Genomic DNA, 21,462 nt, shown 5'->3' with positions numbered 1-21,462 from the left:
CCTCCAACGGCTGAGGTGCCATGCGCGTCATTCGAGGTCTGCACAACTTGAGAGCGGCTCATCGTGGTTGCGTTGCCACCATTGGTAATTTCGATGGGGTGCATCGCGGCCATCAAGCCATCCTTCAGCAGTGCCGCGAGCACGCGGCGCGCTGGAGTGTGCCGCTGACAGTGGTGGTATTCGAGCCCCAGCCGCGGGAGTTTTTTGCCGGCGATCAAGCGCCGCCGCGTTTAACCCGGCTGCGCGAAAAAGTGCGGCTACTGCGCGATTTTGGCGCTGAGCAAGTGCTGGTTCTGCCGTTTAACGATGCGCTGCGTAGTCTTACCGGGCGTGAGTTTATCGATCAGGTGCTGATTGGTGGCCTGGGCGTTAAGCACCTGGTCGTGGGCGACGATTTTCGCTTTGGCTGCGATCGCCGTGGTGATTTCGCGCTGCTGGCGGAGGTCGGGCGTGAGCAGGGGTTTGGTGTAGAGCACACGCGTACTTTTACCGTGGATGACGAGCGGGTTTCCAGTTCGCGGGTGCGTACCTTGCTTGCCAGCGGCAATTTTTCTGCCGCTGCGCGTTTGCTGGGCCGAGCCTATTCGTTACATGGACGTGTGGTACGCGACCAGCAGTTGGGACGCACCATTGGTGTGCCGACTGCCAATTTGCCGCTGATGCCCCAGCCATTAACGCTACGTGGGGTCTATGCGGTAGTGGCTGAACTTGAAAACGGCGAGCGCTACCCAGCGGTGGCTAACGTTGGCTTCCGCCCTACGGTAGGTTCGAAACGGCCAACGCTGGAGGTGCACCTGCTGGATTTTAAAGGGGATCTCTACGGCCAACGTATGACGGTGTTTCCCTGCGCACGCCTGCGGGGCGAAGTGAAATTTGACGGCCTTGAAGCGCTGAAAGCGCAAATTGAACGTGACCAGAACCGCGCACGCCACTATTTAACGGCGGCGATGGGTGAGAAAGACAGTGCTCAGCACCACGATGCTGAGCAAGACGATGGTGAACAATACTATTCTCTTCCGCTGGCCTCGGCCCCGCTTGGGCGTGAGACCGCTTCTTCTGATTCTTCCTCGGCGGGAAATTCCGCTGATGCTAACGACGGCTGACCGGACTATGGATTACAAGCACACGCTGAATTTGCCTGAAACTGATTTCCCCATGCGCGGCATGCTCCCAAAGCAGGAGCCAGGGCGGGTTTCCCAGTGGCAGGATATGAACATTTACCAGCGCCTGCGAGAAGCGCGCGCGGGTGCGCCGCTGTTTGTGTTGCACGATGGCCCTCCCTACGCAAACGGCAGTATTCATATTGGTCACGCCGTTAATAAAATCCTTAAAGATATTATCGTTAAATCGAAGAATTTAGCTGGCTTCGACGCCCCCTACGTGCCGGGTTGGGATTGCCACGGTTTGCCCATTGAGCACAAAGTGGAAACGACTCATGGCAAGCACCTGGCACCGGAACACGCCCGTGAGCTTTGCCGTGAATACGCCGCTGCCCAGGTTGAAACACAGCTGGCCGACTTTGTGCGCTTGGGCATTATTGGCGACTGGGATCACCCGTACCGCACCATGGATTTCGCCAACGAAGCGGGCGAAATTCGTGCCTTGGCCGAGATGGTCGACGCGGGCTATGTGTTTAAAGGCTTGAAGCCGGTCAACTGGTGCTTTGACTGTGGCTCGGCGCTGGCGGAAGCCGAAGTCGAGTACGCTGATAAGAAGTCCGACGCCATCGACGTCGCCTTCCCGGTAGAAGATGCCGACAAGCTCGCCGCTGCCTTTGGTTTAAGTGAACTGGTTAAGCCTGCGGCAGTGGTGATCTGGACGACCACGCCGTGGACTATCCCGGCCAACCAGGCGCTTAACGTTCACCCTGAGTTCACCTATGCACTGGTCGATACCGGTGAGCGTTTGCTGCTGCTGGCGGAAGAGTTGGTGGAGAGCTGCCTAGAGCGCTTTGGCCTGCAAGGCGAAGTGATTGCTACTACTCAAGGCAAGAATCTTGATCTGATCAATTTCCGTCACCCGTTCTACGATCGTCTCTCTCCCGTCTATCTGGCAGAGTACGTCGAGTCTGAGGTGGGTAGCACTGGTATCGTTCACTCCGCCCCCTCTTATGGCATGGATGACTTTATCACCTGTCGTGAGCATGGCATGGAGTTTGACGACATGCTCAACCCGGTGCAGGGCAATGGCGTTTACGTTGACGACCTGCCGTTCTTTGGCGGCCAGATGATTTGGAAAGCCAACCCCCATATCGTCGAAAAACTGCGCGAAGTGGGTGCGCTGATGGCGCATATCCCGATCAAACATAGCTACATGCACTGCTGGCGCCACAAAACGCCGGTCATCTACCGTGCCACGGCGCAGTGGTTTGTGGGCATGGATATCAAAGGCAAAGACGGCAAAACCCTGCGTGAACGTGCTCTTGAAGGCATTGAAGCGACGGCGTTTACGCCTGCTTGGGGCCAAGCGCGTCTGCACAGCATGATTGCTAACCGCCCTGATTGGTGTATCTCCCGCCAGCGCAACTGGGGCGTGCCGATTCCATTCTTTCTTCATAAGCAAACCGGTGAGCTGCATCCGCGCACCGTTGGGTTGATGGAAGAGGCGGCCAAACGCGTTGAACAGGAAGGCATCGATGCCTGGTTCAAACTCGATCCGGCAGAGCTGCTGGGTGCGGAAGCGGCGGATTACGACAAAGTCACTGACACGCTTGATGTTTGGTTCGACTCTGGCACCACTCACCGTCACGTACTGCGCGGTTCGCACCCCCATGGCCACGAAAACGGCCCGCGGGCGGATCTATACCTGGAAGGTTCCGATCAGCACCGCGGTTGGTTCCACTCGTCACTGCTCACCGGCTCGGCGATTGACGGCCATCCGCCGTATCGTCAGTTGCTGACCCACGGCTTTACCGTCGACTCCCAGGGCCGCAAGCAGTCCAAGTCGCTGGGCAACGTAGTCGCGCCCCAGGAAGTGATGGACAAGCTGGGCGGCGATATTCTGCGCCTATGGGTCGCTTCAACCGACTACTCTGGCGAAATGGCCGTCTCGGACGAGATTTTGAAGCGTACTTCCGATGTGTACCGTCGGATTCGCAACACTGCTCGCTTCCTGCTTTCGAACCTTAACGGGTTTGAGCCTGAGCAAAACCAGGTAGCGTTTGGCGATATGCTGGCGCTGGATCAGTGGGTGGTGGATCGTGCCCACCAATTGCAGGCGCGGATCGAAAAAGCCTACGAAGAGTACCGCTTCCTGGATGTTTACCAACAGGTGCATGGTTTCTGCGCCCGTGAGCTGGGTGGCTTCTACCTGGATGTGATTAAGGATCGCCAGTACACCACGCAAACCGATTCGTTGGCGCGTCGCAGTGCACAAACCGCGCTCTATCACGTGGTGGAAGCGCTGAGTCGTTGGATTGCGCCGATTCTCTCCTTTACCGCTGAGGAGATTCACGAAAACATCCCCGGTAAGCGCGGCGACAGCGTGCTGCTGGAGACTTACTACACTAACCTTGGCAGCCTGAACGACAACGCTGAACTGGGTCGTGCTTTCTGGGAGCAAGTGCTGGAAGTCAAGCACTCGGTCAACAAGTGTCTTGAAGATGCCCGAAATGCCAAAGTCATTAAAGGCAGCTTGGCAGCTGAAGTCACGCTGTATGTCAGCGATGACCTGCAGGCGACTCTGGCTAAATTGGGCGACGAGCTGCGCTTTGTCATCTTGACCAGTGAAGTCACTCTCAAGCCTCTCTCTGATGCTAGTGAGGTAGGTGACGCTGAGGCGACGGAACTTGATGGCCTGAAAGTCGCCGTCAAAGCCAGCGATAACACCAAGTGCGAGCGCTGCTGGCATCACCGCCCAGATGTCGGTACTCATGCTGATCATCCGGATCTATGTGGTCGCTGTATCAGCAATCTCCCCGAAGGCAGCGGTGAGATTCGCTACTATGCCTAACGATAAAAACGCGCCGAGCGATACAAACACGTCTGATGCAAGCGCGCGGCCGACGATGCAGCGGCCGCTGCGCTGGCTATGGCTAGCAGTGGCAGTGATCGTGTTAGATTTGGCCACTAAATACGTGGCCAGTAGTCAGTTGGGCTACGCTCAGCCGGTCGATGTACTGCCGTTTTTTAACCTGACGCTGCTACACAACACTGGCGCGGCGTTCAGCTTTTTAGCCACGCATCCCGGCTGGCAGCGCTGGTTCTTTGCATTGATTGCCATAGGTGCAAGCGTGGCGCTGACGGTGTGGCTTTCGCGCATCAAAAACGATGAAAAGCTATTGGCGATAGCTCTGCCGCTGATTATTGGTGGGGCGCTAGGCAATCTTTATGACCGCCTGGTGCATGGCTATGTGGTCGACTTTTTATCGTTTCACGTCGCTGGGTGGTACTACCCGGCGTTTAACGTGGCGGATATAGCGATTACCCTGGGGGCGGTCGCTTTAATCTGGGAATCCATTATGGGCGAGCGGCGGCGCAAAAAAGCGGCCAAGACTTCCCATTAATCGAACGTTGAGAACTGCAATGAGCGACTATTTGATCGATGACGGCATGGAAGTGACGCTGCACTTCACCTTAAAGCTGGAAGATGGCACCTTGGTGGACTCCACCAAAGACAAAGCACCGGCCACCTTCGAGTTTGGCGACGGAAACCTGCCCCCCGGTTTTGAGCATCCTATCAAAGGCATGGCCGCAGGTCAGGATGCTACCTTTCAGATAACCCCTGAGCATGCGTTCGGCCAGCACAACCCGCAAAATATTCAGACCCTGAAGCGGGCAGATTTTGGCGATGAAGCCCCGGAAATTGGTATGGTGATGTCGTTTGCCGATAAAGCGGGAACGGAATTGCCAGGTGTGGTCAAAACCATTGACGGTGATCGTATCGAGGTGGACTTCAATCACCCTCTGGCAGGGCGTACCCTAACGTTTGAGGTCGAAGTACTCGACGTTAAACCGGTGACAACGCATTAATTCACTAAGCGATGCCGCTTACGCATCAAGGCGATACTATGCAATCGACGCAAGCACAGCCCATTCAGATTAAATTGGCCAATCCGCGTGGTTTTTGCGCCGGTGTGGATCGCGCCATCGATATCGTCAACCGCGCACTGGATGTGTTTGGCCCGCCGATTTACGTACGCCATGAGGTCGTGCACAACCGCTTTGTGGTTGAAACGCTGCGTGCCCGCGGAGCGGTGTTTGTTGAAGAACTGGATGAAGTGCCAGACGATGTCATCGTTATCTTCTCCGCCCACGGCGTCTCCCGCGCGGTGCAAGCCGATGCTGAGCGGCGGGGGTTGAAGGTTTTCGATGCCACCTGTCCGCTGGTCACTAAAGTGCACCTGGAAGTTTTGCGCTATGCCAAGCGTGGCCAGGAGTGCATTCTCATCGGCCATGAAGGCCACCCGGAAGTCGAAGGCACCATGGGGCGTTATGACACCTCCCACGGTGGGCGTATCTATTTGGTAGAGGATGAAAAAGACGTTGCTAAGCTGGAGGTGAATGATCCCTCGAAGCTGGCCTTCGTGACCCAAACGACGCTGTCGATGGATGACACCGCCAAGGTAATTGACGCCTTGCGTGGTAAGTTTGCCGAGATTCAGGGGCCACGCAATGACGATATTTGTTACGCAACGCAGAACCGACAAGATGCGGTGCGTGAGCTAGCGACCCAGAGCGATCTATTGCTGGTAGTGGGCAGCCCCAATAGCTCTAACTCTAACCGCTTGCGTGAGCTTTCTGAGCGTATGGGTACGCCCGCCTACTTGATCGATAACGCTGATCAAATCGATCCTCAATGGCTTGAGAATGTAGCGCGCGTCGGAGTAACAGCTGGTGCCAGTGCTCCCGAAGTATTGGTGAAAGGTGTGGTTGCCAAGCTGCAAACCATGGGCGCCGCATTACCTGAAGAGCTACAGGGCCGCGAAGAGACTATTACCTTCTCTATGCCGAAAGAGCTGCGTGAAAAGGTCATCGCCAGCAGCTGATCGCACGCTTCGTAATGCAAAGCGTATTGGTTTGCGACATACTGAAACAGTATGAGCCAACTAATACGGGAGCGAAGCCGCGTGTCTTATGTCTCTAATCTTTTCACTGGCCGTTCTTTATTGAATGGTCAGCGCGGCTTCACCCTCATTGAATTGATGATTGTGCTGGTGATCATCGGTATCGTCGCTTCTATTGCCTACCCCAGCTATACCCGCTACGTGCAAAAATCAGTTCGAACCGACGCCCATGCGGGTCTAATGCGAGCTGCTTCAGAGCTTGAGCGCTGCAACACACGCGCATACTCCTACGCCAATTGCGATAATGTGCCGACTACTTCGCCAGAGAAGCACTATACCATTGAGGTAGCCACCGGCGATCAAAATGGCGGTTATACGCTAACGGCCACGACTAGGAGTGGACAAGACGATGGTTGTGACGAGCCATTGACTCTGGATGCTCAAGGAACGCAATCACCTGATGAGTGCTGGTAGGCTTATGCTTCAACGCGGCTTTACCTTGATTGAGTTGTTGGTCACGCTGATTATAGTAACGATCATCGCTGTTATGGCGGTTCCCGCTTTTACAGGCTTTCTTACCCGTCAGCAGCTAGCCAGCGACGTCAATGAAATGATCTCTGTTTTGAGCTTTGCCCGTAGCGAGGCGATAAAGCAACGCAGCGATATGACGGTCATCTTTTCACCACCCGATGTGCCCAATTCAAACCGCCGCCCTGAATCCTGTAGAAATAATGAAGTCGAGGAAGATTTAGGTGAAAACAGTGAAGCGAGTATTCGTTACCGTTACTCGGGAGGCTGCTATTGGGTGGTACAAACCGGTGGAGGCAGTGAGGGTGAGATACTAAGAGTAGGGCAGTCCGCTAATATAGCCTCGCCGACCCAGGCGTTCTCGCTTACCTTTCAAAGTTTGGGCGACGCCGACATTGCCAACTGCCCTGACTCACCCTGCGAGATGACGTTAAATACCAGTGGGGAAAGTGCATCAATTACTCCTGTAACGCTGGTGATTCGTGCAACGGGCAGCATTCGTAGGAAGGAGAGTGAGTCATGAGCTCTCAGCGTGGCTTTAGCTTAATAGAAGCGCTAATCGCACTGTTGGTTCTCTCGATTGGCCTGATCGGCGTTGCCGCCATGCAGCTTAAAGCGCTGCAAAGCGCAAATGCAGGCTACCAGCGTTCGGTGGCAAGCGTGGCGGCTGTGGATGCACAGGAACGGCTTTGGGCACAGCTGGCTACACTAAATCCCGGCGAAACTTGTGAAGATATTGATGCCTCTGTGGTGCAAGCAGAGTGGAAGGATTATTGGTTTCAAAGCAGCAACGCTAACCCATTGCGTGGATCTTCTTCATCTCAAAGCAGTATTAAAAATGACGGCACTAGCGGTGGAAGTGATGGCTGTCGTATCAATGTGAATGTGGCCTTAGGTGATGACATTATCGATCAATTCGATTATTTTTTTCTTCTTCCCAGGATTGAGAATTCGCTATGAGACAACATCAACAGGGCTTTACGTTAGTAGAGTTGATGGTAGCGATGACGATAGGTACGGTTATTATCTTAGGGGCTGGGCAACTTTTTTTAACAACTTTTCAAACCTTTCAAACCGTCGACAAAATAAGTCGAAAGCAAGAAAACTTGATCTTTATCGCTCAGCGAATTACCAGCGAGATACGCCAAAATGGATCAGGGCGTTATACTCTCCGCTGTGAGCTAGACCAGGAACGTTGTAATTGCACGGTTGCAGATCAAAACGAGGGCGGTCAGCCGTTAGTCAGCTTTCTCAAAGACCTACCAGACGATGATTTAGCAAACCAATGCGCTGAGGATGAGCATGTTTTAGGTGAGCAAGTGGTGAATGGATCGCCGCTTTATCGAGTGGCATTACCACTAGAAAACAATGGAGGGGCGATTATTTTTCATGTGGTACATCGCTCCTTACTATTTAACGCCTTCGATGAGTGATTTTTTATTGAAAGCAAGGCCAGGCGGCATAATCGTCTTAATGCTATAAATAGGGAGCTGACGATGAAAGAACAACAAGGCGCTGCATTAGTAATAGTGATGGTGTTTCTTTCAGGTGCACTCCTGCTAGGTATGTCAAGTATGCAGAGCGCGTTGATTGATGAGCGTTTGGCGGGAAACTACCGAGCCTCAACACAAGCGTATATGACATCGGATAATGTACTAGCCGCATTAGCAAGTGATGGAAATAAGGATGCCCGTGAAAGAGCTCTTAAAAGCCTTTTGGATAGTGGGGAGCCGCCAAGTGTAAATGAGCTGATACAAAATGGTACGCTTAGAGAGTTTGTTAATGGTTTGCTTCCTGATAATTATAAAGATATGGAAGAAGAAGAGCGGAAAATTGAAGTCGATAAACTTCTCGGTGATTTGGATATAATTTTTGAGGTAAACGAGCAGGCCCAAACTATAACAATTACTTCTTTAGATCGTGGTTTGCGCAATAGCGCCTCCGGTGAATCTTCTATTGTCTATCGTTATGATGTTGAAGGGGCCAACGGTGCCGGACTGTTCAGAGATGGTGTGATTACCTGCCATGGCGCCAACCTGACAGGGGGGAGCGGTGTGGTAATTGATGGTTTTGATTCTCAAGCAGGCGCCTACGGTGTAGGAAATAATAGTGGCGAGAAGGCTTCACTCATAGCTGTCCATGAGAACAGCAATTTACTATTTAATATGGGGGCTGTACCGGGTGTAACCGGTGATATTTATTCTGCAGGTCGAATGGAAGTAACTAACACAATGCCCATCGATGGTGATGTGTATGTGAAAGGCGATATATCACTTCGAGGTAACAATGCGTTAATAACAGGCAGCCTGTATTCGGAAAATAATATTGTCTTTCATGTGGGAACCCGAGTTGATGGTGATGTTTCTGCAAACAGTCGAATTCAAGTATTAGGCAATTGGGGAGAGGTGAGCGCTCTGCAAGCCGATGGTAGTACTAGGGCCGGCACATCCTATGCCATTGGCGGAGATGCAACATCCCCTGAGGTTTATTCAGAAATAGATAATAGGATTTCAGGGCAAGTAAGTAGCCGTGACCCTGAGGTTAATTTTGCTGATTTCTTAAGTGATGAGTTAACCGTTGTCAAAGAAAATGACCCCTGCCCAGACTATGGTGTGGAGCAGCTTTATGAGGCATATCATTTTAATACGAATCCGACCGATGTTAACGCTTTCAACTATGATGGGCCAACAAGTACGGCTGTACTCGGTGAGTCAAAGAATATTAATGGATTTGAAGCTTTTCATGTTGCTCAGCTAAATATAGGTGGTAATGGAATGGTTGTCGAAAGACCAACCGTTATTGTTGCAGAGTCAGGCGTAGACATAGCTTTATGGGGAAGTTCTGATGCGATTACTTTACGTGAGGGGGCGTCTCTCCAAGTTATATCGAAAGGCACGTTTTCTTTAAAAGGGTCTAATGTTTTTGATATGAGCGATTTTGAGCCAGTCGTTGATGTGGGGGGGCGTCTAGTTTCAGCTTTCTCATTTGTATCGCTCCACGAAGGTAGTGAAAGTGCTATTGATATGTCATCCGCGGGTGATATGTATGGTGAACTATTAGCGCCCTTTGGAGAAGTGCGTATTGCAGGATCGGCACGGCTAATGGGGCGCGTTTTTTCAAACACGCTAAATGTGAGTGGAGGCGCTTCGATACATTATGACCGTGCTTACGCAGATGTAGCCATCGCTGGTGAAGCCGGCAATGAACAGTGGTGCAGTTTTGCAGATATTTCTCCTTTAACGGTCGTCAGTCCTGTGAGCCGTTTGAGCTTACCGTCTTCGCGAGCAAAGTTTATTGGTGCAGGCGAAGTGCCTGATATTACTGTTGCTACTGGCGATGCAGAGAAATTTGCAAATGCTAACACTGCTGATGGAAATGTCCGAGAGGGCATTCCAAAAGGTGTATTTGATCGTGGCGAAAGTGCTGAAAAATTTGCTGATTTTATCGATTTATTAAGAAGAAGAGCCGATATAACTCTCAATGACGTGGGTAAAAATAATGCGGTTTTCGGCAGTGTCGGGAATGAAAAAATTACTTTCATAAATGGTGATGTTGATACCAATAATCTTTCCGGCGCAGGTATTTTGGTCGTGAACGGCAACTACGATGGAGGCGGAAATCCAGCTTTTGATGGGCTACTAATTGTATTAGGCAATTACACGCAAAAAGGCGGTGGTGGCCGTGATTTGAATGGTGCGTTGTTAGTGGCTCCTTATGATGCGGGTAGCATGGAGTTCTCCCCCGCTAATATTGAATTCCGTGGTGGAGGAAGCAATGACTTCAACTTCGATGAGCAAGCATTGCGTACGGCTTTTAACTTGTTAGATGAAGAGGAGCAGGAGCGTTGGGGGGGCTGCAATTTGTCTGAAATTCCTAGCGATGGCCTCTTTACATGGTCGCTAATTGACTGGCAATGATGTCATTCGCCACACGACCAAGCGCGCGTTATCATACCGGTACTTGTTTAAGAGCCTGTAAACTAAGAGTCATGAAAACCATGAGCCAGACCGCCAAAACCCGGGTTCTCACCGGCATTACTACGACCGGTACGCCACATTTAGGTAACTACGTTGGGGCGATCAAGCCCGCCATTGAGGCAAGCCAGGATCCAACCGTTCAGTCGTTCTATTTCATGGCCGACTATCATGCGCTGATTAAGTGTCCAGACCCGAAGCGGGTGCAGGCGTCGCGGCTGGAAATTGCTGCTACTTGGCTGGCAATGGGGCTGGATACCGATAATGCGATTTTCTACCGCCAGTCGGACATTTCAGAAATCCCAGAGCTGACTTGGATGCTCTCCTGCGTTTGTGCCAAAGGCTTGATGAATCGCGCCCATGCCTACAAAGCAGCGGTTGCAGAGAACGAAGAGGCGGAAAACCAAGATCCTGATAAAGGCATTACGATGGGCCTTTTTGGTTACCCTGTGCTGATGGCCGCGGATATTTTAATGTTTAACGCCAACAAGGTGCCGGTAGGGCGCGATCAGATTCAGCATATCGAGATGGCTCGCGATATCGCCGGGCGTTTCAACCACCTCTACAAAGGTCAGCACTTTACCCTCCCTGAGGCTGTGGTAGACGACAAAATACAGCTACTGAATGGGTTGGATGGGCGCAAGATGTCCAAAAGCTACGACAATACCATTCCGTTGTTTGTGACTGAGAAGAAGCTGCAAAAGCTGGTACGTAAGATTAAAACCAACTCGCTGGAACCCGGTGAGCCGAAAGATCCAGACACCTGCACGCTGTTTCAAATCTACTCCGCCTTTGCGACGTCTGAAGAGACCGCTAGCCTGCGTGAGCAGTACGTAAACGGTATTGGTTGGGGTGCAGCTAAGGATCAAGTGTTTGAGTACTTGAACGCCCACTTGAGCGCGCCGCGTGAACGCTATAACGCACTGATGGAAGACCCCGCCCATATTGAGGCGGTACTGCAGAAAGGCGCTGAGCGAGCCCGTGAAGAAGCCGCTGTAACGATGGATCGTTTACGTGCGGCCGTTGGCTTGGGGCGGTTTGTTTAATCCCTAAGTCTCGCTGCAATACCCATAGCAAAATGCCTGTCACGAGAAGCAGAAACGACGAAGCCCCTTCCGGTTGGAAGGGGCTTCGCTTGTTTCAGGCCTTTTTTCAGACCTGGGCTAGGCCAAGAACAACAGCTTAGCCTTCGATCGGGGCGCGCCAGTCGTCGGAACCAGAGGTGCCGGCAACAGTGTGTTCCCAATCAATCTTACGGTAAGCCAGTGACACGTCCATCAACTGGGTGAATTCAGATTTTTGGATGTCCTGGGCGTGAGGCATACGCAGGTTGATGTCAACGATAGTGGCATCGGTCAGCGTGGTGGTGAAGAAATGCTCCTGCTTACCTTCAACAGAGGTGCGGTACCATTTCAGCTCAACATTAGGCAGCATTTCGCCAGACGCTAGGGCGTTGTACATCAGCGGTACTGCTTTGTTCAAGGCAACGGTAAAGATAAAGGGCTTGTGAGCACGTTGGCCGGACGGCTGACCAGACTGTGGGTCAGTGGGTACGGTAACGACATGCTTGAATTCCTGCACCAGCATCTGGTCTTCATGACCCTCAACGTAGATGTTACCTACGGAGTCAGGGGTAAAAGCGCCGGCGGTGATGTTGCCCTGAGTTTGGCCTTCGATGCTGATATAACATGGTGTTGGCATGGTCTGCTCCTTGACTGAAAAATTAAAGAAATGTCACGTGGACTCAAACAATAGAGCAGCTTCAGGGCCAATTTTATTAAATTTTTTATATATCAATAATTTATGGTTTTTACGGTGGGGCGCTTCTTTCTGTGGGGCAAAGAGTTGCCTGTGCTGGGCAAGATATTGCCTGGCAGGGCAAGAACTTGCTTGCTTACTTGTTACATCTATATGCGCTTAGTAACGCTGGGTTGCATCTACCGTTACCTTGCTTTATGGCTAAAGCCTTTCTTGGAATTTTAAGCAGAAATAGAGCCATCGGAGCAATATTTTTGCCGCAAAAAAAAGACGGTACTGCCCATTTAAGCACCTTTCTTGTATGAATTTTGCTCGTCGTTTTGTAAGAAATTAGTGACAGTTTTTGTAAGAGATCTCTTACAAATGCGGCGCTCAAAGGCTAGTTTTAATTAGTCTGTTTTGTTTTGCTTCTAAAGTCCGCGAAAATGGTGTTAAAAAACGCCATCTTGAAAATCTTCTTTCCTCAGATTGTCGCAATGCCTGCTTATGGCTATTTGGTACTTTCGGCGTAAATCCGGTAACTTCCCGCGATTAATAAGCATTCTTCTTTGAATTGAAAATGTTCTAATTTTTACGGGCGAAAACCATGGCTAAGCAAGGAACGGTCGCGCCGAAAGAGCGCATCAATATTAAATATGTACCCGCTACAGGTGATCAGCAGGCCGAGACGGAACTGCCGTTAAAATTATTGGTGGTCGGTGACTTCAAAGGTGGAGAGGAAGAGACCTCCATTGAAGAGCGCGAAGCCGTTTCTGTTGATAAGAACAACTTCCAGTCTGTTATGCGCGAGGCGAACCTTGGTTTGCAGGCTGCGGTTCCCAATCGGTTGCAAGAAGAGGGTGAAGCAAGCGATTTGGCCGTCAATTTGGAATTCAAATCTCTCCATGATTTTGCGCCCGACAGTATCGCTCGACAGGTGCCTGAGCTGCGTAAGCTAGTCGAATTAAGGGAGGCGTTGGTGGCCTTGAAGGGGCCACTGGGCAACGTACCTGCTTTTCGTGATCGTTTGCAGAAACTACTCGAAAGTGACGAAACGCGTCAGCAACTGTTGGCGGAGCTAGAGCTGCTTGATTCTGACCCTAATCGTAACGAATAAGCATCGCTATTTTCGTGCTAGTCCAGTAACCGGATTGTATTCGAGGCATCTCTATGAGTGATACGGCGCAAAAGAAAAGCCAAACGGTGGAAACCCAGGAAGAGGTTTCTTTACTTGATCAAGTGATGGCGCAGACGCGTATGGCGCCAGCGGATGAAGGCTACGACGTTGCCAAGCAAGGCGTTGCCGCTTTTATTTCCGAACTGTTAAGCGGCGAGAACGCTGCCCCGCAGGTTAATAAAGCCGTTGTAGATAGCATGATCGTTGAGCTTGACCGGAAAATTAGTCGTCAAGTTGATGAGATTCTTCACGACAATAGCTTTCAGCAGCTGGAGTCTGCATGGCGTGGCTTGAAGCTGTTGGTTGATCGCACCGATTTCCGCGAAAATATTAAACTTGATGTGCTTCACGCCACCAAAGAAGAACTGCTGGATGACTTTGAGTTTGCCCCGGAAATTACCCAAAGCGGGCTCTACCAACACGTTTACGCAGGTGGGTATGGTCAGTTTGGCGGTGAGCCGGTAGCAGGGATTATCGGGCATTATGATTTCACCCCCTCGACCCCGGATATGAAACTGTTGCAGCACACGGCTGCTGTAGGGGCGATGGCCCATGCGCCGTTCCTGTCAGCGGTGGCGCCTTCCTTCTTCGGCATCGATAGCTTTGAAGAGCTGCCCAATATCAAAGATTTTAAAGCCATCTTTGAAGGGCCCAAGTACGCGCGCTGGCGTAGTCTGCGCGAGTCAGAAGACGCGCGCTATTTAGGTCTGACGGCGCCTCGTTTCTTGCTGCGGATGCCCTACGACCCGGTCGAAAACCCCATCAAGACATTTAACTATCGTGAAACCGTCAGCGAAGATCACGACCATTATCTTTGGGGTAATACGGCGTACCTGCTGGCCGAGCGCTTGACCGACAGCTTTGCAAAATACCGCTGGTGCCCGAACATTATTGGCCCCCAAAGCGGCGGTGCGGTTGAAAACTTGCCTGTCCATACCTACGAAGCGCTAGGCCAGCTGCAGGCTAAAATCCCCACCGAGGTGCTGGTGACGGATCGCCGCGAGTTCGAGATGGCCGAAGAGGGCTTTATTTCGTTAACGATGCGTAAGGGCAGTGATAACGCTGCTTTCTTCTCGGCAAACTCCGTACAAAAGCCCAAGGTATTTCCGAACACGCCCGAAGGCAAAGACGCTGAGACCAACTATAAGCTGGGTACTCAACTGCCGTATATGTTCATCATCAACCGTCTGGCTCACTACATTAAAGTGCTCCAGCGTGAGCAGATCGGGTCGTGGAAAGAGCGTCAAGACCTTGAACGTGAGCTGAATACCTGGATTCGCCAATACGTGGCCGACCAAGAGAACCCGCCCTCCGATGTACGCAGCCGCCGCCCGCTGCGTGCCGCCTCTATTCAGGTGTCGGATGTCGAAGGCGATCCGGGTTGGTACCAGGTATCTATGTCGGTGCGCCCGCACTTTAAGTACATGGGTGCCAACTTTGAGCTGTCGTTAGTCGGACGTCTCGACAAGGAATAAGGGAACCTCTCCATCATGGCTATTAACCATGGCAGCCTGCTAGGTAGCCGTCTGTTTGAGCGTCTTGCGATGCCTGAACAGCCGTTAGCGCATGGGGAGGATGAAAGGCTGGCGGAAACTGTTGAGTCGATCAAACGCCACTTAGTGGAGTTGCTCAACAGTCATCCGGGCAATAGCGCCTGTGAGCCTGAGTTGGGGTTGCTGGACTTCAATGATGCAACGATCGGAGTGCTGGATTTAGAGCTGAATATCCAGCGCGCCATTCGGCAATGCATCGAACGCTTTGAGCCGCGGGTTCAGCACGTTGAAGTTGAGTCATTACCCAATAATGGCGACCCCTTACAACTGCATTTTCAAGTACATGCCACCGTAGCGTTAGGGCGAGATAACGCCCACGCCACGATCGACTTATTGCTCAATAATAAGCGCTATCAGTGTCTTAACTGATAGGCTTGCGAGGCCCGAATGCTAAATCGCTATTACCGGGACGAGCTCAATTTTCTGAAGCGCCAAGGGCGAGAATTTGCGGAGGGCAACCCCGGCCTGAGTCGCTTCTTGTCTGAGCGTAGTACCGATCCTGATGTTGAACGTCTACTAGAAGGCTTTGCCTTTCTAACCGGCCGCATGCGTGAAAAAGTGGAGGATGAGTTCCCTGAACTTACCCATTCGCTGATCAGCATGCTATGGCCGAACTATTTGCGCCCGGTGCCTAGCATGACGGTGGTGCAATTTACCCCTACGTGGCATGCGCTGAGTACCCACCAGCTCCTGGAGCGGGGTACGGAATTAGCCAGTAAGCCAGTGGACGGCACTACCTGCATGTTCCGCACTTGTCATGACGTGACGCTCTATCCGCTGGAGCATGCGGGGGTTGAGGCACGCCATACACGCGATGCCTCGATTGTTGAGTTGGCGCTTGATGTACATAGCGATCAGCCCCTCAGCGCGATGGGGATTGATACATTGCGTTTGCACCTGGGGGGAGACGCTTATACAGCGCGCACGCTTTACCTGTGGATGAGCCATTACTTAGCCCGTGTGGAGCTGGAAATTGATGGTAAGCGGTTGCCCCTGCCCAAGCAGTTGCTGCAGCCGGTGGGATTTGACCGTCACCATGCGCTCCTACCCTACCCGCGGAATGTGTATCAAGGGTATCGGATACTGCAGGAATATCTGTGTTTTCCTGAAGCTTTCCACTTCTTTGATGTAACCGCTCTGAACCAACACTTGCCTGCCATTTCCGCAGACAAGATTATTTTGCGCCTAGAGTTTGAGCGTACCTTACCGACCGACGCGAGGGTGAAAGACGAGCATTTTGCTTTGTATTGCTCGCCGGCGATCAACCTGTTCTCTCATGATGCAGAACCTGTCGATGTTAGCGGTGAGCGCAGTGAATACCGCATTCATCCCAATAGTCGATCTCCCGGACACTATGAAATTTTTAGCGTCGATAAGGTCGAGGGCTGGTTAGAGAGCGAGAACGGTAAGGGGCGTGGTACGCCGCGTGAATATGTGCCTTTTGAAAGCTTTCAACACCAGGTCAAGAGAGACCGTGGCAACGATGCCTCCTATTACCGGCTACGCGTGCGCGACAGCTTGCGTGGGGACGGGTTTGATCACGACATCTCCTTTGTGCGTGGCGATGAGCGCAGCTACATAGGTATGTCCGAAACCGTCTCGCTCGGATTGACGTGTAGTAACCGTGAGCTGCCTGAGCGATTGACAGTAGGCGATATTTGCTACTCAACGGAAGAGAGCCCCTCTTATGCCATGTTTCGCAATATCACCCGCCCCACGCCAGTGTTGCGCCCCACGCTGGACGGCAGTTTGCTATGGACACTGATTTCTAATCTATCGCTTAACTACTTATCGCTACTGGAGCGTGATGCGCTGTGTTCTGTGCTGCGTGCTTACGATTTCCGTGCCTTAGTCGATAGGCAGGCCGAGCGAGTGGCTCAAAAGCGACTGGCAGGCATTGTTAGCATTGAAACCCAACCCATTGATCGGCTGAAAAAAGGACTGCCCATTCGTGGTCTGCGTTCGGTAATGACGCTAGATCAAGATGCCTTTGGCGACGAAGGGAGTCTGTATTTATTTGGCAGTGTGCTGGCGCGGTTCTTCTCTCTGTACGCCAGTATCAACTCGTTTCATGAGCTGCATGTTATTAACCGTCAAAATCACGAGCGCTACAAATGGACCTTACAGTCGGGGCAACAGCCTCTGATGTAGCGCTTGCCCCTTTGATGGCAAAGGCGCGGCGTTACGATTTTTATCAACTAGTAGAGCTTCTGCATCGTCATCACGGCGATGACCTTGAGTGTGGCCAGCGAGGCGCGCCCGCTTTTGAGCGTGTGCGCTACAGCGCCTCCGCGTCACTAGGCTTTCCCAGCAGTGATGTGCTCTCACTGGCTTTTCAGCCTGAGGGCCATTATGAGCTGGAAGTTAGCTTCTTGGGCCTGCAGGGCTCTCAGTCGCCGTTGCCCAGCTATTACCTTGAAACATTAGCGCATGAGGCCGCCCACCACGACGGTGTTGCAGGCGATTTCCTGGATTTTTTCAATAACCGCTTACTGGCGTTAGTGCACCGCAGTTGGCGTAAATATCGCCACTACATCCGCTATCAGGATGGCGCTAGCGATGGATTTTCGGCGGCCATTTTTGCTTTGGTGGGATTGGCGGACAGTGACCTGCGCGTTGAGACGCCTATCAACTGGAGCAAGATGCTGGCTTATGCCGGTTTGCTGGCAGGCCGTTCGCGTTCACCCGAGGTCGTCTGCAGCATCGTCGGGCACTGCTTTGACCTTGATGATGTGCAGATTGAAGAGTGGGTACATCGCTGGGTTCAGATTCCGATGGATCAACGCAGCCGAAGCGGTATGGCAGCAATGACCTTAGGCAGCGATGTAGTGGCCGGTGAGCGCGTTGCTGATGTTAACGGCAAATTCGTGCTGGGTTTATTTGGCCTTACCTTGGAGCGTTTTCGCGACTTCCTACCCGATGGCAGGGAGCATGCTCCATTGCGCACCTTGGTTGAATTTGTGCTACGCGAGCCGTTGGCCTACGACCTCGAGCTAGAGCTGTTACCCAGCGCCGTAAAACCGATGCAGTTAGGCGATGCTGGCACCTGCCAGCTCGGCTGGACCACCTTTGTTAATCCCGAGTCCGGCAGCGCCTCAAAACGCCGCCGAGTGCGTATTCAGATGACAGGTTAAACAATGAACGCCAACCCAATTTCCGCTGTAACGCTGGTCATTGCCAATAGTGAGCGCCTAGAAGGCCGTTCAACAAGCAGTCATGTCTTTCATGAAATCGGCGGCACCCTGGGCTGCTCAACCGATGATGACTGGTTATTGCAAGATCACGCCGGCCGCATTCGCCCGCAGCATGCCCAAGTGAGCAAAATTGACGGCAAATTCTGCCTGATTGATAGCAGCGGGCACACCTTTATCAATCGCGCCACTCTACCGATTGGCCGAAACCGCAAGGTCGCTTTGAGCGAGGGCGATGAAGTGCTAGTCGGCGAGTACCGCCTAAAGGTGCATTTAGGTGACCGGCAGAGTACTCAACCCGGCGCTCAACCTCTGGCTTCGTTAGTCAATGAAGAGCAGGAAGCTGTAGATGCGTATGGCCGTCCGTTGGTTCAAGAAGACCAGCCGCTACGTGCGGAAGCCGCCAAAAAAGAAGATCCCATGGAGGCACTTGGCGGGGTAGTGCGTGGAGTGGGGCATGAAGACCCAATGGCTGCTCTCGACCCTCGTTCTGCCAATGCTCAGCTTTCCGAATCCGTTGAAGAGATGCCCGAATTGCTGGGTTCCGAGCGGCGCGTGGAAGGAAGTGTGGGGCGTGACCAGCAAGAGCGGCGCGAAGGCGCTGTTCGCATGCCAGCGATCAAACGCAAGCCAGGCAGCCATTCACCGGACAGCTATTCACCAAGCGGTTATTCAACAAGCGGCTATTCACCAAGCAGTCATTCGCCAAACGGCTATACAGCAGGCAACCAGACAGAGAGGAGCAGTAGCATGGATGAGCGGGCAATAGATGACCTCGAACGTTCCGTTGGCGAGCAGTTAGAGGATCGCTGGCAAAAGCCTAGTGGCCGTTCCCTTGGCCATGTGGGGGCCGACCCGCTATTAAGAGGGTTGGATATCGACATTCCCTTCCGTGATAGCGAAGAGCAGCAGGCGTTTCTTGAAGAAGCGGGCCATACGTTACGGGCTGCTATTAATGGCTTACGTGCACTGCAGCAAACCCAAAACGATAGCAAATACCCTCTCCGCGATCGTCGTTTACAGCCTATCGAAGATAACCCCCTGCGCCTTGGCCAGGCTTACGAGGCCACTGTCGAGACAATGTTTTCGGCCCAGCGTAGCCCGGTTCACCTTTCGGCGCCGGAAGCGGTGGGGGAGTGCCTTCGTCATCAAGGCCATCACCAAGCGGCAGTTGAGGAAGCCATCGAGTACGCCCTAACCGCTATTTTGGACGCCTTTTCACCTGAAGCGCTGCTCAAACGTTTCCATGCATATCGGGGGGCAGGAACCCGCATTGAAGATGAAAACGGCTGGGCCTGGGAAATGTACCGCCATTACTACCACGAGCTTAACTCAGGCCGCCAGCTAGGTTTCCAAAAACTGTTCTGGGAAGTCTTCGAGCAGGCGTATGACCAATCTGTTCGTCGCCAGCAGCGGGAGGACGCATGAGCAAGGCCAAGAGCCTCGGGCTTGTTGGGTTGCTTTTAGTGCTGCTGTCAATCACGGGCTGTGCCTCGACCCGTGAAGCAGCCGGTAAAGCCTGGGAAGTCATGCTAGACCCCTCGATACCGGTGGGCTATCCGGAAGATCAGCCCACGCTGGTAGATCTAAGCATGGTCGCAGAGCCCGATGTGAACCCGAACATCGATGGCGAGGGGACGCCGCTGCGCTTTCAAATTTTGCAGCTTAAAGATGACTCCATGCTAATGGCAGCTGACATGGATCAGTTAAGGGAGGATATGGAGGCGGCATTGGGCACGAACTATCTGGCCCATGACGACTTCACCTTGCTACCTGGCCAGTGGAAATTCTACGAACCCTTCGCCATTGAAGAGGACACGCGCTACATCGGTTTGATTGCGTTCTACGCTGAGCCAAACGAGGCGGAGTGGAAGAAAGTCGTCAAAGTGAAAGCCAGTTCAGAGAATTATCACTTGCTGGTTCATCTGCGCAACAGTGAAGTAGAACTAAGGAAGGAAGAGTGATGGCCAGTCGCAATCGCGTGGTATGGAGTGAAGGGCTATTTATCAAGCCGCAGCACTTTCAACAGCAGCAGCGCAGCCTCGAAGGGTTGATTGATACGCGGCTTAAAGGGGTTAGTCACTATCTGTACGGATTTTTGACCCTGGAGTTGAACAAAGAGTTTTTAAGCTTTGGCCGGATTGCGATTAGCCGGGCGAGCGGTGTCATGCCTGATGGCGTTGCCTTCCAATTGCCTGAGGATGATTTAGAGCCCTCTGCGCTGGAAGTTGTTGATGCGGGCATTACTAACCAGGTGGTGTATTTAGGCTTGCCGCTAGCCACGGATAGCGTCGGGGAAGTGCGCTGGCCCGATGACGAACTGCCCGCACGTTATCGCCTTTCGCCGCGCAGCGTGCGTGACCTGCACTCCCGCGACGGTGATATGGCCGACCTGGACGTGGCGCGCGTTTCACCGCGCTTGTTATTAGAGCAAGAAGACCGCAGTGGTTATGCCTGCTTGGCCGTTACGCGCATTCTAGAGCGCCGCCCCGACGGTAGCTTGGTACTGGATGAGCAATTCATCCCCACCTTAATGAACGTGCAAGCAGCGCCAAGCCTGCAGCGGTTTGTGGGTGAGATGGCCGGTTTGATGCGGGAGCGGGCGCGCAATATTGCTCAGCGGCTGTCGACGCCTAATCAGGCAGGCGTTGCCGACGTGACCGATTTCATGCTGTTACAACTACTGAACCGCGCCCAGCCACGGTTTCAGCATCTGTCACGCTTGGGGCAAGTTCACCCGGAGCGGCTCTACGACACCATGTATGAAATCGCTAGTGAGTTGGTGACGTTTACCGATGAGTCGCGTTTGCCGCCTGAGTGCCCTGCTTATGACCATGAGCATCCCGAGCGTGGATTCCGGCCCTTGATGCAGATGATGCGCCAAGCTCTCTCCACCGTGCTTGAACCCCGCGCTATCGCCATTCAGATACAGGCACGGAAATTTGGCTTACTGGTGGCGCCGCTTTCGGATACCAGCCTGTTCGAAACAGCCGAATTCATTTTGGCAGTGCGCGCCGATATGCCTAACGAGCGCCTGCGTAAGCAGTTTCTACAGCAAACCAAAGTGGCCAGCGTCGAGCGTATTCGCGACCTTATTAGCCTGCAATTACCGGGTGTGCCTTTGGATCCACTTCCAGTGGCCCCCCGCGAACTGCCTTATCACGCGGGCTATACCTACTTCCAACTCAGCCGACAAAGCGAAGCCTGGGGAATGCTGGATGGCGCAAGCGGTTTTGCCTTCCACGTGGCGGGCGAATTTCCCGGGTTGGAGATGCAGTTTTGGGCGATCAGGAGTTAA

20 protein-coding genes are annotated in these 21,462 nt (G+C 52.7%); 19 read left to right on the top strand and 1 reads right to left on the bottom strand.

The features are described 5' to 3' along the window. Positions 1–20 precede the first annotated feature (20 nt). The 11 genes from ribF (at position 21) to SR894_RS17330 (ending at position 11,552) form a co-directional block, all read left to right on the top strand. Entirely contained in the window at positions 21–1,103 is a 1,083-nt protein-coding gene (gene ribF, locus SR894_RS17380) for a bifunctional riboflavin kinase/FAD synthetase (protein ID WP_133733213.1), read from the top strand. Continuing rightward, the gene (gene ileS / locus SR894_RS17375; RefSeq protein WP_133733212.1) at positions 1,087–3,951 is read left to right on the top strand and encodes an isoleucine--tRNA ligase; all 2,865 of its coding nucleotides are present in this window, start codon (positions 1,087–1,089) and stop codon (positions 3,949–3,951) included. Before ribF ends, ileS begins: the two co-directional genes overlap by 17 nt. 55 nt (positions 3,952–4,006) lie before the next feature. Further along, positions 4,007–4,504, top strand: a complete 498-nt coding sequence (gene lspA, locus SR894_RS17370; protein WP_223288710.1) for a signal peptidase II — start codon at positions 4,007–4,009, stop codon at positions 4,502–4,504. Between the two features lie 19 nt (positions 4,505–4,523). Further along, positions 4,524–4,970, top strand: coding sequence for an FKBP-type peptidyl-prolyl cis-trans isomerase (fkpB, locus tag SR894_RS17365; RefSeq protein WP_133733211.1), 447 nt, complete (start codon positions 4,524–4,526; stop codon positions 4,968–4,970). Positions 4,971–5,008: 38 nt separating this feature from the next. Beyond that, positions 5,009–5,986 (top strand): 4-hydroxy-3-methylbut-2-enyl diphosphate reductase, encoded by a 978-nt coding sequence (gene ispH / locus SR894_RS17360; protein WP_208862727.1) that lies wholly within the window; start codon positions 5,009–5,011, stop codon positions 5,984–5,986. Positions 5,987–6,067: 81 nt separating this feature from the next. Beyond that, positions 6,068–6,478: a type IV pilin protein gene (locus SR894_RS17355; RefSeq protein WP_244286600.1), complete on the top strand. Its 411-nt coding sequence runs from the start codon at positions 6,068–6,070 to the stop codon at positions 6,476–6,478. Between the two features lie 4 nt (positions 6,479–6,482). Beyond that, positions 6,483–7,055, top strand: a complete 573-nt coding sequence (locus tag SR894_RS17350; protein ID WP_244286599.1) for a pilus assembly FimT family protein — start codon at positions 6,483–6,485, stop codon at positions 7,053–7,055. Further along, a complete protein-coding gene (pilV, locus tag SR894_RS17345; RefSeq protein ID WP_133733207.1) occupies positions 7,052–7,492 on the top strand; it encodes a type IV pilus modification protein PilV in 441 nt (146 codons plus the stop codon). Before SR894_RS17350 ends, pilV begins: the two co-directional genes overlap by 4 nt. After that, positions 7,489–7,965 carry a PilW family protein gene (locus SR894_RS17340; protein ID WP_133733206.1) on the top strand — a complete coding sequence of 159 codons (477 nt, stop codon included), beginning with the start codon at positions 7,489–7,491 and terminating at the stop codon, positions 7,963–7,965. The genes pilV and SR894_RS17340 overlap by 4 nt, the downstream gene beginning before the upstream one ends. Positions 7,966–8,028: 63 nt before the next feature. After that, a complete protein-coding gene (locus SR894_RS17335; RefSeq protein ID WP_223288688.1) occupies positions 8,029–10,449 on the top strand; it encodes a pilus assembly PilX family protein in 2,421 nt (806 codons plus the stop codon). Between the two features lie 80 nt (positions 10,450–10,529). Beyond that, on the top strand, positions 10,530–11,552 hold the full coding sequence (locus SR894_RS17330) for a tryptophan--tRNA ligase (protein ID WP_133733204.1): 1,023 nt from the start codon (positions 10,530–10,532) through the stop codon (positions 11,550–11,552). Positions 11,553–11,688: 136 nt separating this feature from the next. Here the strand turns inward: SR894_RS17330 and SR894_RS17325 are convergent, their stop codons facing one another. Next, on the bottom strand, positions 11,689–12,207 hold the full coding sequence (locus SR894_RS17325) for an Hcp family type VI secretion system effector (protein WP_133733203.1): 519 nt from the start codon (positions 12,205–12,207) through the stop codon (positions 11,689–11,691). Positions 12,208–12,850: 643 nt separating this feature from the next. Here SR894_RS17325 and tssB point away from each other — a divergent pair. Genes tssB through tssK form a run of 8 tightly spaced genes read left to right on the top strand, consistent with a single transcriptional unit; the run spans position 12,851 to position 21,462 of the window. Beyond that, the gene (gene tssB / locus SR894_RS17320) at positions 12,851–13,360 is read left to right on the top strand and encodes a type VI secretion system contractile sheath small subunit (RefSeq protein WP_223288689.1); all 510 of its coding nucleotides are present in this window, start codon (positions 12,851–12,853) and stop codon (positions 13,358–13,360) included. 53 nt (positions 13,361–13,413) lie between these two features. Further along, complete coding sequence (gene tssC, locus SR894_RS17315; RefSeq protein ID WP_133733201.1) at positions 13,414–14,895, top strand: type VI secretion system contractile sheath large subunit; 1,482 nt, start codon at positions 13,414–13,416, stop codon at positions 14,893–14,895. Positions 14,896–14,910: 15 nt separating this feature from the next. Further along, a complete protein-coding gene (gene tssE / locus SR894_RS17310; RefSeq protein WP_022521991.1) occupies positions 14,911–15,342 on the top strand; it encodes a type VI secretion system baseplate subunit TssE in 432 nt (143 codons plus the stop codon). An 18-nt stretch (positions 15,343–15,360) separates the two neighbouring features. Then, a complete protein-coding gene (gene tssF / locus SR894_RS17305) occupies positions 15,361–17,124 on the top strand; it encodes a type VI secretion system baseplate subunit TssF (RefSeq protein ID WP_223288690.1) in 1,764 nt (587 codons plus the stop codon). Next, on the top strand, positions 17,088–18,107 hold the full coding sequence (gene tssG, locus SR894_RS17300) for a type VI secretion system baseplate subunit TssG (RefSeq protein WP_223288691.1): 1,020 nt from the start codon (positions 17,088–17,090) through the stop codon (positions 18,105–18,107). The genes tssF and tssG overlap by 37 nt, the downstream gene beginning before the upstream one ends. Before the next feature lie 3 nt (positions 18,108–18,110). Next, complete coding sequence (gene tagH, locus SR894_RS17295) at positions 18,111–19,592, top strand: type VI secretion system-associated FHA domain protein TagH (RefSeq protein ID WP_133733198.1); 1,482 nt, start codon at positions 18,111–18,113, stop codon at positions 19,590–19,592. Continuing rightward, the gene (gene tssJ, locus SR894_RS17290) at positions 19,589–20,128 is read left to right on the top strand and encodes a type VI secretion system lipoprotein TssJ (protein ID WP_133733197.1); all 540 of its coding nucleotides are present in this window, start codon (positions 19,589–19,591) and stop codon (positions 20,126–20,128) included. The genes tagH and tssJ overlap by 4 nt, the downstream gene beginning before the upstream one ends. Beyond that, positions 20,128–21,462: a type VI secretion system baseplate subunit TssK gene (tssK, locus tag SR894_RS17285; protein ID WP_133733196.1), complete on the top strand. Its 1,335-nt coding sequence runs from the start codon at positions 20,128–20,130 to the stop codon at positions 21,460–21,462. Before tssJ ends, tssK begins: the two co-directional genes overlap by 1 nt.

Source organism: Vreelandella neptunia (assembly GCF_034479615.1).
Classification (GTDB): Bacteria; Pseudomonadota; Gammaproteobacteria; order Pseudomonadales; family Halomonadaceae; genus Vreelandella; species Vreelandella neptunia.
Note: the sequence above shows the minus strand (reverse complement) of the source record. Positions and strands in the feature narration are given on the sequence as shown.

Bases quoted from the DNA above. Each gene is read 5' to 3' on its own strand.
- tagH (WP_133733198.1), top strand. From the start codon at position 18,111: ATGAACGCCAACCCAATTTCCGCTGTAACGCTGGTCATTGCCAATAGT.
- tssE (WP_022521991.1), top strand. From the start codon at position 14,911: ATGGCTATTAACCATGGCAGCCTGCTAGGTAGCCGTCTGTTTGAGCGT.
- tssJ (WP_133733197.1), top strand. From the start codon at position 19,589: ATGAGCAAGGCCAAGAGCCTCGGGCTTGTTGGGTTGCTTTTAGTGCTG.
- ispH (WP_208862727.1), top strand. From the start codon at position 5,009: ATGCAATCGACGCAAGCACAGCCCATTCAGATTAAATTGGCCAATCCG.
- ileS (WP_133733212.1), top strand. From the start codon at position 1,087: ATGCTAACGACGGCTGACCGGACTATGGATTACAAGCACACGCTGAAT.
- tssC (WP_133733201.1), top strand. From the start codon at position 13,414: ATGAGTGATACGGCGCAAAAGAAAAGCCAAACGGTGGAAACCCAGGAA.
- SR894_RS17335 (WP_223288688.1), top strand. From the start codon at position 8,029: ATGAAAGAACAACAAGGCGCTGCATTAGTAATAGTGATGGTGTTTCTT.
- ribF (WP_133733213.1), top strand. From the start codon at position 21: ATGCGCGTCATTCGAGGTCTGCACAACTTGAGAGCGGCTCATCGTGGT.
- fkpB (WP_133733211.1), top strand. From the start codon at position 4,524: ATGAGCGACTATTTGATCGATGACGGCATGGAAGTGACGCTGCACTTC.
- tssK (WP_133733196.1), top strand. From the start codon at position 20,128: ATGGCCAGTCGCAATCGCGTGGTATGGAGTGAAGGGCTATTTATCAAG.
- SR894_RS17330 (WP_133733204.1), top strand. From the start codon at position 10,530: ATGAGCCAGACCGCCAAAACCCGGGTTCTCACCGGCATTACTACGACC.
- tssB (WP_223288689.1), top strand. From the start codon at position 12,851: ATGGCTAAGCAAGGAACGGTCGCGCCGAAAGAGCGCATCAATATTAAA.
- SR894_RS17325 (WP_133733203.1), bottom strand. From the start codon at position 12,207: ATGCCAACACCATGTTATATCAGCATCGAAGGCCAAACTCAGGGCAAC.
- lspA (WP_223288710.1), top strand. From the start codon at position 4,007: ATGCAGCGGCCGCTGCGCTGGCTATGGCTAGCAGTGGCAGTGATCGTG.
- tssG (WP_223288691.1), top strand. From the start codon at position 17,088: ATGGACCTTACAGTCGGGGCAACAGCCTCTGATGTAGCGCTTGCCCCT.
- SR894_RS17350 (WP_244286599.1), top strand. From the start codon at position 6,483: ATGCTTCAACGCGGCTTTACCTTGATTGAGTTGTTGGTCACGCTGATT.
- SR894_RS17340 (WP_133733206.1), top strand. From the start codon at position 7,489: ATGAGACAACATCAACAGGGCTTTACGTTAGTAGAGTTGATGGTAGCG.
- tssF (WP_223288690.1), top strand. From the start codon at position 15,361: ATGCTAAATCGCTATTACCGGGACGAGCTCAATTTTCTGAAGCGCCAA.
- pilV (WP_133733207.1), top strand. From the start codon at position 7,052: ATGAGCTCTCAGCGTGGCTTTAGCTTAATAGAAGCGCTAATCGCACTG.